The sequence below is a fragment of the Pseudomonas sp. S8 genome (assembly GCF_050473925.1).
In the GTDB taxonomy this organism is placed as follows: Bacteria; Pseudomonadota; Gammaproteobacteria; order Pseudomonadales; family Pseudomonadaceae; genus Aquipseudomonas; species Aquipseudomonas parakoreensis.
On sequence record NZ_JBFDVZ010000017.1, the window covers coordinates 1 to 9791 of the forward strand.

Here is a 9791-nt window from a genome sequence, read left to right on the forward strand (position 1 = left end):
GGACGCATCTCCGCCTGGTAGTACGTTTCCTTGATATTGACGTGAGGGATTTTGTTTTTGTCGACCAGGACAACTTCAAAGCCTTCATGCTCATATCGAGTGATCAGTTCTGCTGCCGCCGGTTCGCCCTGGAACAAGGCGCTGACGATGACTACCTCGTGACCCCAGTTGCGGTAGTTCTTTGCCAGTTCCAGCGTATAGGTTTCTGTTCCGTAAAAATGATCCGGAAAGAAGCAGTGCACAAAAAAAACGATTTTCATTGTTTGGTTTCCGCCAGGGTTTCGGCATAGATCTGGTCGTAGCTCGCAATCATTGCCTGGATCGAGAAGTGAGCCTCGGCTCTTTCGCTGTGACGGTCGGCAATGTAGGTGCGACGAGCACTGTCATTCAGCAGATCTACGATGATGTCAGAGAGCTTGTCCGCATCGCCGTAAGGGGCGAGCAGGCTGCTGTCATCGACAATCTCGCCAATTGCACCGATGTCATACCCGACAACCGGAACATGCATGCGCATCGCAAAAGGACTCACCTGGCCGAAGCTTTCTTTCCAGACCGGCGCAACAAACAGCTTCATGCGGCGGTACAAGTCCGGCAGTTGCGAGTAGGCGACATAACCGGTGAACTCAAAGTTGTCTGATACGCCTGCCGAGTTCACCGCTTCCTTGAAGGTCTCCATCAGACTTCCGCCACCGACAATCAATACGCGGGTCTGCGGGCGTTTCTGTACGGCTTTGATGAATGGAGTAATGGAGTCAGCATTAAGCTTGTCCGTTTCCAGTCGGTAAACCATGCCGATCGTGTCGGTAGCAGTCTGATTGGCGCATCGGCTTTGAACATCGAGAAGTCGGAGCCGGGATAAACCGTTGCATTCGGTGCTTCTGCTTGTCCAAAAACGTTGCGAACGTAATCACTGACGTATACGTAACGCTTGATGGAGGGCGACAAGTAAGGCGCAACCGGTGTGTTGATGTTCTGGATGACGGGAATGCCTAATTGTTGCGCGGCACGCATGGTCTGGTCATACCAGGGTTCATCACAGTCGCCCCAGTAGTGCATGTGAATGACATTTGGTTGTAGTGCTTGCAGGTACTCGACAAAAGGCATCTCGTCTGCAGACAGTTTGATTTCCTTGATGGTGATGCCCGAATACGCGGCGGGGATCGGCGCATGGCTGGTCAGAATACTTTGCTCGAACCGGACGCCCAGGTATTCGTAGATGTCCACCACCAGGCGTGAGGAGCCGCCGGTCATGAAGTTGGCGATGACATGCAGCACCCGCGGCCGGACAGCATTCACACTGGTTGGCTGCTTGACGATGTAAGTATCTTCACTGATGTCGGTGGGCGCATCAGTGTTCGACACAATAGCTGGTGGCTGGCCTCTCAGGCTTTTCTTCAAGGCCGAGACGGTCGGACTCAGCAAGCGACGTGCGGGGGCAGGGGTCACGAGGGAGGCGAGCATGTAGGCGATGCGCAAGTATTTCTTGAGATCGTTGGGTTGCGCTGCAAATGCCTGACTCAAACGAAACAGTCGGCTCCGGCCGATGGCTTGTAGCCGTTGCTCGCGATGTGCGACTTCAACGTTGAGCTGTTGCACGATGGCGTTCTTTTGTTCCAGGTGCTGGTTCAGGGCGCTGATCTCCTGCTGTCTTGCTTCAGAGGCAGCCAGTGCTTCTTGCAGGGCGTCATTAATTTCATTCAGCGTGGAGTTCAGATTCTGACTCTGATTGATGGCGGACTCAGCAACCGCCTCTGTTTTGTTGATGAGATATTGGAACGCTGCCTCGGTTTGCGAGATGGCGGACACGAACGCTTCTTCCGTCTGTGTGATCGCAGAGTGAAACGCTGCCTCAGTCTTGGTGATGGCGGCCTGTACGGCGACCTCGGTCTGCGTGATCACAGACTGAATGGTCGCATCTTTGTCGATGACCACCCGATTCAGTCGCGCGGTTTCCGCCACGATACCTGGCATTCTCGACAGTTGAGAGTCGCGGTCACGAAGATGCTGATGCCACCATTGCGGGGTGCGATTCTCAATGTTGGAAACGTATCGCAAGGCATAAGCGCACGAAGAAGCGAGTTCGACAATGGCGCCCAGTTCGGACATACCAAAATCGGTCGGTTTTTCGAGCGAGCCCAATGAGGCGCACCAATCGATGGCGAGGGCCTTTTCTGCACTGGTGACACCTGTACGCCAATACAACGCTGCTTGTTGATTATTTCTTTTGCCGGACTCGATCAAACCCAGATTCAGGTAGGACCTGATTTGCTTGGTAATCAGAGTCGGGCTGTATTGAGTGCAGTCATAGGCCACACAAGTTTTATAAAGATCAATGGCGCGATCAGTGTCGCCTGCGGCCTGCCAGAGTTGGGCCATAACGAACGATATCGATACTTTCCAGCGCAACTGCTGCGGTGAATGATCCGCCTGATTCATGTAAGCGTCAGAATCTTTTGCAAACACTTCCAGCTGACTCACCGTCAGTGTGGATGCCTGCAGCAGTTGGTAAGCCTGAATGCACAGTGCCGCTCCCAGGTCAGGTGAGGTTTCCGGGGCTTGAGCGGCGACTTCGCGGGCAAGCTCGAGCAGCTTCTGAGTGTCTTCGATGCGATGACCGATCGTGACCAGGCCTTTCACCAGCCAGGGGTTGGCATAGTCGTCAAAACGCGTGACCTTCCATCCCGGGTTTTCAGGATAGAGATCGTAGGTGGTTTCGCGGTAAGGCACGGTTGCGCCAAGTGTCGGCGATTTCATGCCGACCAGAAGGCACCATTCACAAGACGGATCTTTTTCGATCAATGTCTTGGGGTCTACTTCATACAGCTCGCGAATGCCGACTGCCCACTCGTAAGCATTGTTGATTTTCGGTTTGTATTGATCCGCTGTCTGGGCGTAAGCCGCTTCGACGATGAAGTCTTTTTCCAGTTCTTTAACGATGCGCTCCCACGTGTAGACGTGAAAGTGGAATTCGTTCGGATCTTCTCCGGTTTCGTCTGACCAGTCATTTGGAACGGAAAGTACGATTCGCCCGGACGGGCTTAGGACCCGGTAGAACTCTGCCAGCAATCCAACCGGATCCGGTACGTGCTCCAAGGTTTCAAACGAGGTAATGAGGTCGATCGAGTTATCCGGAATATCGTTCAGCGCTTCCGGCAGCCAGCCTTCTTTGAAGGTGAGTTGCGAATTGACCGCAGAGAAGTTTTTTTCAGCGTATTTGACTGCATAGTTGCTGCCATCAACGCCGAGGATCGAACTGGCGTCCGAGCAGTTGAACAAAGTATAGGCGCCGTAACCTAGTCCGCAGGCCGCGTCGAGGATGCGGTCGCCGTTGCGCACATAGCGACTGGCCAGGAGATAGCGAATGATATGGCCATCGGAGCGACTGCCAGGCTCGCGCGTCATGTCCATGTGCAGGTCGCGCTCGTCTTTCAGCGCTTCCAATGGATAAACGGTGGCGGCTTCCTTGGGAAGCTTCTCAAGCGGTATGGCAATTTTGCCTTGTTCATATTGCAGAGACTGGTAATCGTTGACGCGATAGTAGGCAGGGTGTTTGCGTACGCCGTTTTCGAAGAACAGCATTTCCCAAGCTTTGCGGGCTTCTTTTGTGTCGGGTTCGCAGCTGGTGTCCAGAAACAGGAAGATGTTGCGTTTCGAGACTCTTGGCGCTTCGACAGCCAAACGCTCGAGGGAGAGAGCAGCGTCGTCGGCATGAGTGATCAATACCGTCGAAAAACTCTCGTCGTCCAATAGCAGGTCAGCACCGTCCCATGCAATGAACCGTCCTGGAAGCTGTGCATTGCCGCACTCGGTTTCAGCACCCGGGAAGACGTTGTACGCCTGCACACCCGCCAGCAGGAAGGCCCGCAGCAACTCTGTATCAGGCAGGCCGATATGTAGCACTTTGCCGTTACCACAGGCTGAAAGTACCTGCGAGACCAGTTGTTGGCGTTCCCCTGCCGTCAGTGATGCCGAGCAAATGTTTGTGGTGGAAATAGTCATTGGCTCAGCCCTTGAGTTCGATTGCTTTCATGCGGAGGTCGAGGACACCGCCAAAATGGTATTCGCGGGGCTTGGTAGCCACCGTAAAAAATGCCGCCTCGTCACGCCAGTGAAGAATGCGTTGTTCGGCGTAGTAAGGTTTGCCTTCCTGGGAGATGGCAGCCTGAATTTCGTAAAGGTTGGCGCCCAGACTGCATTCAAACTGAAAATCAACAGAGGACTCGGTGCCGGCAGTGAATGTCTTGGTCCAGAAGGTCTCGCCCGTCGCCAGATTGGCGGCAATGGCCATGTCCTGGTTTAGCGTGCCCCAGGAGTAAATCTTGACGCCTTCCTTGTTGCGAAGACGTAGGCTCACATTCAGGTGGTCAAGATCGACGTTGCAGCGGAAGGACACGCGAATGACAGACGTCTGTGTGGCATAGAAAACCTGGGTTTCTTCGCCCTCGGCGTTCAACACGCGCACATCCAGAACCTCGGCATCCTGATTACCGAAGGAGAACCGGTCTGCAGTTTTCGATTCGGTCTTGGCAGTCTTGTTATCGTCCTTCTGATGTTGCGCAGCCTTGTCGGAAAGGTTTTTCGTCAACTGTTGCAGGTAAAGACTTTCCTGTTCGTGCAGGTTCCTGCGGTAATCGAGGATGACGTCGGCCGAAGACCCGATGCTTTCAATTTTCCCATTGGAAAGAAAGATCGCCCGCTGCGTGAGGGTCCGCACCGATTCTTCATCGTGGGAGACGAACAGCAGGGTTGTGCCATTGCTGGTGAGCTTTTCGATTCGTTCGTAGCAGCGTTTCTGAAACAGTGCATCGCCGACCGCCAAGGCTTCGTCGACAATCAGGATTTCAGGTTTCAGATTAGCCTGGACAGAAAATGCCAGCCTCACGAACATACCGCTGGAGTAAGTCTTTACGGGTTGGTCGACGAATTCCCCGATGTCTGCAAACGACAGGATGTCATCCATCAGTTCGTCAGTCTTGCTGCGACTCAGGCCGTGAATCGCACAGTTGAGATAAACGTTTTCCCGCCCGCTGAATTCCGGATTGAAACCTGAGCCCAGCTCAAGCAGCGCGGCAATGCGCCCATCGACATTTACCGTGCCCGAGGTCGGCGTCAGTGTGCCGCAGATAATCTGCAGCAGTGTGGATTTGCCCGAACCGTTTTTGCCGATGATGCCGACAGACTCGCCGCGTGCAACTTCAAAGTTGATGTCCTTGAGAGCCCAGAACTCATGGTGAAGTTTCTTTGATGGCAAGATCATCTGAAGCAAGCGATCGTGCGCTTTCTCATACATGTTGAAACGCTTGGAGAGGTCATTGACGCGAATGGCAACATCTTTAGAGGACATCAGCAAAGCCTGCGCGAGTTTTTTGGAAGAATGCAAAGCCGAGGCAGCAGATAACAATGCCGACGATATAGCTCGTGCCAAGTGTGTGCATATCAGGGATCTGGCCGAACAACAGGGTTGCGCGGCCATTTTCGATGACAGCGGTCAATGGGTTGATATATAGCCAGCCGCGGTACTCTTCAGGCAAGGCGCTGATCGGGTAGAAAACCGGCGACAGAAACAGCAGTGCCGTGGCGGCCATGCCCGTGACCTGGCCAATATCGCGTATGTATGCGCCGAGTGCGGACAAGATCCAGGATAGGCCTATCACCATCAGGATTAGCGGTATCAGAACAATCGGGAAAAACAGCGCAGTAAGCGGAATCGAGTGATTGAACACCAGTTGTGCTGCCAGCAGCACCGACAGGCTGACGCACAGGTGAAACAGGGCGTTCAACACCGAGGTCGGAGCGAGGGTTTCAATCGGAAAAAACGACTTTTTTTACAAAGTTGACGTTGCCAGTGATCAGTTTGGGTGCCGAGTTGATGCATTCTGCGCAGAACGCATGAATGATCAGGCCGGTAAACAGAATCAGCGCGAAGTCGACTTTGGACCCGGTGGCCGCACCGCTGCCGCCCCAGCGCGCATTGAATACGGTTGAAAAGACAAATGTATAAATAGCGAGCAATAGCAGCGGGTTGATAAATGACCATGCTACGCCCCCCACTGAACCGCGATAACGAGATGAAATCTCTCGTTTCGTCAGTTGCATGATCAGTTGGCGATTTTTAATTGCGCTGATCAGCATTCGCAAAGGCGACGTTGGAAATGAATCATGCATGTTCAAGGCAAAAGCTCCAATGGAGGCCGTTCGGTAAGTTGATAGATTGTACGAGCGACGTTATTTAGTTCGCTTGAAGGTGGCGACTGGAAGTAGCCGATGGGTGCAGCGCAATGACTGAAACCCGATTTGACGAATACACCGTTGCCATCACGGTGAAGCTTTCGATTGGTTGTCATCGGTCAAATACCCTTCACGATGGCTGCGAGGAGAAGTCCGATGTTACCTGGCAGTGTCTGGCGGTAGACACCGGCACGCAGCAGTCCAAGAAGGCGGCGCGGCAAGTTGCCTTTTCGCGCAAGGCGAAAGCATTCAAGTTTTTTCCGGTTTTCATTAGTCAGCAGTGCGTGCGCCGAAGTCAGGCAATGGATGTTCTGTTCATTCCAGTTCGAAAAGCGTCCTTTGAGCATCTGGCGAAACCGTGAAAACCGGGCTTTCAATCCGGAGTTGGCCCCGATCAGGTTGTCTTCATGCTGACGATACAGAACGAAAGGTTGTGCGTCGTAGGCAACCTTGCCGCCAGCGCCGGTCACCAGAAGATAGGCCCACCAGTCGTGCGCGACGATCTCCAGATGATCGCCTGCGATGCGCATCAATTCGCGTGCTGCATGGTTGAACACCATCGTATTGCCTCCCGCGATGCTCTGTACCAATGCATTGGCAAACGCCGGAGGACGTGAAAAAAGTGGTGAGCATTCCATGGGCTTTCCGTGCGAGTTCATGCCGCGGGTCCTCCCGCAGTAAAGTGCCGGAACATCCGTGGGAATCGTTTGCAGCCAGTCCAGAGCTGTCTCGAGTTTGGTGTCCAGCCAGATATCGTCCTGATCAGACCATGCATAAAAATCCGCTTGAACAGCCTCGTTGCAGGTGAGAGTCAGGAAATTGGCGGCAAACCCCCGTTTGGGACCCTGGAACACGCGGACACTGTCTGCTGTCTTCAATCCTTCGGAAAACGCCGCGAGAATGTCCAGGGTCTGATCGGTTGATCCGTCGTCGGATACGGCAATTATCCAGTTTTCGTGAGTCTGGGTTGCGATGGAGGCCAGTTGGTCAGCCAGAAAACGTTGACCGTTGTACGTGCACATAAGTATTGCGACACGCTTGGACAATGAGCGGTGGAAGCAATTTGACTTCACGAGTTGGTTTGCCGGGTGAGTGTCCACGCTAGAATCTGATGTTGAGGGGCTATGCACCTAGCACTCCGTTGCGAATAAATGACTCGTTGGTCAGAAAAATCCGTGGCGAGGGCACTAACCGCGAGTCAGCCTCGGAATAACATTGGATGACCAAAGTCAAAACGGGCATTGTAGCGAAAATTACTTTGCCCTAGTAGTGCTTAGCCGCATCTGCGCAGGGATATTGACCGGCGGACAGGGGGCAATCAGGTAGCATGTGCATCCGTCATTTTTATGGCTGAAAAGCATGGTCCGGGTTTACAGGTATCATGGCCGCCATAGACGACAGATCTCAGGCGTTGCCCTACAACAAATCCATTCGGTTTCGCGTGTTCAGTGCATTGGCTTGCTGCCCAGGACGATGCTTCGCGATCACAGCAGACTGCGCGATATGTCGAAGGTGTGGGACCAGGGTTGCTATCACGATGATTTTGCTATTTAAGAATGAGATAGATGAACGCTAGCACCGTATTGGTTACAGGTGGTTCGGGTTTTCTGGGCGGCGCCCTGTTAAGGACATTGGCAAGTCAAAAAGAATACTCCTTGCGCACGGCATTAAGACGTGACTGCAAAAGCCTGCCTGCGTCAGTGCGCGCGTTCAATGTTCCTGGCCTGACTCCAACCGTTGATTGGCAGGCTGCTCTGGTTGACGTCGACGTTGTAGTGCACGCCGCAGCACGGGTTCACGTGATGGACGAGCAGTCGGGCGATCCCTTGACCGAGTTTCGCTTGGTAAATGTCGAGGGCACTCTGAACCTGGCTCGACAGGCCGTGAAAGCGAAGGTCCGTCGATTCATTTACATCAGCTCAATCAAAGTGAACGGGGAGTCTACTGTTCCTGGCAGAGCCTTTACGGCAGACGATCCCTTTTCCCCCGTCGATCCCTATGGCATTTCCAAGTGTGAAGCTGAAGAAGCTCTTCGCCAGTTGGTATCTTCGACGTCAATGGAACTTGTTATTATCAGGCCCGTACTGGTTTACGGGCCGGGCGTGAAAGCGAACTTTTTAAGTATGATCCGCTGGCTGGACCGGGGAGTTCCGTTGCCATTTGGTGCGATCGTCAACAAGCGTAGTCTGGTGAGCCTGGATAACCTGATCGATCTGATACTGACGTGCTTCTCTCATCCAGCAGCGGCCAATCAGACTTTTCTTGCCAGCGATGGTGAGGATGTATCCACAACAGAGCTGTTGATGAAAATCGGTCGAGCATTGAATAAGCCCGCGAGGCTGTTGCCATTTCCGGTGGCTTTTATGTGTCTGGGGGCAAAGCTCCTGGGCAGGGAGGCCATTGCCCAGCGACTTTTCGGTTCTCTTCAGGTTGATATAAGCAAAAACTTACGACTCTTGGGGTGGGTGCCTCCAATGAGCCTCGATCAAGGACTGAACGCGACCGTGCAAGCCTATCTGGAATCTCAAAAGTAATGAACTTCTACTGGATTGTTCCATTGTTGGTGGGAGTTTCGTTCGCCCTGACCGCAGGCTTAAGGCGTTATGCGCTGGCGCGAAGCCTCATGGATGTGCCGAATGACCGCAGCTCTCATTCAGTCCCGACTCCGCGCGGCGGAGGAGTGGCAATAGTGCTGAGCTATGTTGTAGCGCTCTGTATGCTATATGGCTGTGGATTGATGTCATCTGATACCTTTATTGCTTTTCTAGGGGCGGGTTCGGTCACTGCTGTGATCGGGTTTCTGGATGACCATGGCCATATTGCCGCGCGATGGAGATTGCTGGCGCATTTCCTGAGTGCGGGTTGGGGAGTTTACTGGCTGGGGGGGCTCGCGCCCTTTGCCTTGTTTGGATTCTCGATTGATCCAGGCTGGATCGGGCATTTTCTGGCTGTGGTTTATCTGGTGTGGATGCTGAATCTCTATAATTTCATGGACGGTATCGACGGTATTGCCAGTCTTGAGGCGATCACCGTGTGTTTCGGCGGCGTGCTTATCTATTGGTTCAGCGGTAACGCTGATCTTGCATGGCCCGCAGTCCTTCTTGCTGCTTGCGTAGCGGGTTTTTTGTGTTGGAATTTTCCGCCGGCGAAGATTTTCATGGGGGATGCAGGCAGTGGTTTTCTGGGTGTCGTGTTGGGACTTTTGTCTCTACAGGCGGCTTGGATCGCGCCTGATTTACTGTGGGGTTGGCTCATTCTGCTAGGGGTGTTTATTGTCGATGCCACCTTCACGCTGTTAAGGCGTCTGCTTCGCGGCGACAAGGTTTACGAGGCGCACCGGAGCCATGCCTATCAGTTTGCTTCCCGGTCGCATGGCGGTCATATGCCTGTCGCGCTTGCCGTCTGCCTGATCAACTTGCTCTGGCTAATGCCTATTGCGATTGGAGTAGTGCTCTACAAATGGGATGGAGCCTTCGCCCTGATCCTGGCTTACCTGCCTCTGGTATGGCTGGCGGTCAGGTACGAGGCGGGACGACTGGAAGGTCGAACATCAAATAATTGAA

General features: G+C 53.4%; 8 protein-coding genes and 1 pseudogene. 2 read left to right on the forward strand and 7 right to left on the reverse strand.

The genetic code is table 11. The features are described from left to right. The 7 genes and pseudogenes from AB1J88_RS29315 to AB1J88_RS29345 form a co-directional block, all read right to left on the reverse strand. Nucleotides 1-260: pseudogene (locus AB1J88_RS29315) on the reverse strand (hypothetical protein); the annotation flags it as partial. Beyond that, entirely contained in the window at nucleotides 257-790 is a 534-nt protein-coding gene (locus AB1J88_RS29320) for a glycosyltransferase family 4 protein (protein WP_430292727.1), read from the reverse strand. The pseudogene AB1J88_RS29315 and the gene AB1J88_RS29320, both read right to left, overlap by 4 nt. Further along, nucleotides 697-3999 (reverse strand): methyltransferase domain-containing protein, encoded by a 3303-nt coding sequence (locus tag AB1J88_RS29325; RefSeq protein WP_430292728.1) that lies wholly within the window; start codon nucleotides 3997-3999, stop codon nucleotides 697-699. Before AB1J88_RS29325 ends, AB1J88_RS29320 begins: the two co-directional genes overlap by 94 nt. 4 nt (nucleotides 4000-4003) lie before the next feature. Next, on the reverse strand, nucleotides 4004-5344 hold the full coding sequence (locus tag AB1J88_RS29330; RefSeq protein WP_430290006.1) for an ABC transporter ATP-binding protein: 1341 nt from the start codon (nucleotides 5342-5344) through the stop codon (nucleotides 4004-4006). After that, a complete protein-coding gene (locus AB1J88_RS29335) occupies nucleotides 5334-5780 on the reverse strand; it encodes an ABC transporter permease (protein ID WP_430292729.1) in 447 nt (148 codons plus the stop codon). Before AB1J88_RS29335 ends, AB1J88_RS29330 begins: the two co-directional genes overlap by 11 nt. Before the next feature lie 22 nt (nucleotides 5781-5802). Next, nucleotides 5803-6165 (reverse strand): ABC transporter permease, encoded by a 363-nt coding sequence (locus tag AB1J88_RS29340; protein WP_430292730.1) that lies wholly within the window; start codon nucleotides 6163-6165, stop codon nucleotides 5803-5805. A 182-nt stretch (nucleotides 6166-6347) separates the two neighbouring features. Next, nucleotides 6348-7250 carry a glycosyltransferase family 2 protein gene (locus tag AB1J88_RS29345; protein WP_222018736.1) on the reverse strand — a complete coding sequence of 301 codons (903 nt, stop codon included), beginning with the start codon at nucleotides 7248-7250 and terminating at the stop codon, nucleotides 6348-6350. Nucleotides 7251-7793: 543 nt separating this feature from the next. Between AB1J88_RS29345 and AB1J88_RS29350 the strand changes: the two genes are divergently transcribed. After that, entirely contained in the window at nucleotides 7794-8762 is a 969-nt protein-coding gene (locus AB1J88_RS29350) for an NAD-dependent epimerase/dehydratase family protein (RefSeq protein WP_430290008.1), read from the forward strand. Continuing rightward, the gene (locus AB1J88_RS29355; protein WP_430290009.1) at nucleotides 8762-9790 is read left to right on the forward strand and encodes an MraY family glycosyltransferase; all 1029 of its coding nucleotides are present in this window, start codon (nucleotides 8762-8764) and stop codon (nucleotides 9788-9790) included. Before AB1J88_RS29350 ends, AB1J88_RS29355 begins: the two co-directional genes overlap by 1 nt. The last annotated feature ends 1 nt before the right edge of the window (nucleotide 9791 follow it).

What these genes read in the sequence shown, in the direction of transcription:
- AB1J88_RS29340 (WP_430292730.1), bottom strand. Translation starts at nt 6,165, where the DNA reads ATGCATGATTCATTTCCAACGTCGCCTTTGCGAATGCTGATCAGCGCA.
- AB1J88_RS29330 (WP_430290006.1), bottom strand. Translation starts at nt 5,344, where the DNA reads ATGTCCTCTAAAGATGTTGCCATTCGCGTCAATGACCTCTCCAAGCGT.
- AB1J88_RS29355 (WP_430290009.1), top strand. Translation starts at nt 8,762, where the DNA reads ATGAACTTCTACTGGATTGTTCCATTGTTGGTGGGAGTTTCGTTCGCC.
- AB1J88_RS29320 (WP_430292727.1), bottom strand. Translation starts at nt 790, where the DNA reads ATGGTTTACCGACTGGAAACGGACAAGCTTAATGCTGACTCCATTACT.
- AB1J88_RS29345 (WP_222018736.1), bottom strand. Translation starts at nt 7,250, where the DNA reads ATGTGCACGTACAACGGTCAACGTTTTCTGGCTGACCAACTGGCCTCC.
- AB1J88_RS29350 (WP_430290008.1), top strand. Translation starts at nt 7,794, where the DNA reads ATGAACGCTAGCACCGTATTGGTTACAGGTGGTTCGGGTTTTCTGGGC.
- AB1J88_RS29325 (WP_430292728.1), bottom strand. Translation starts at nt 3,999, where the DNA reads ATGACTATTTCCACCACAAACATTTGCTCGGCATCACTGACGGCAGGG.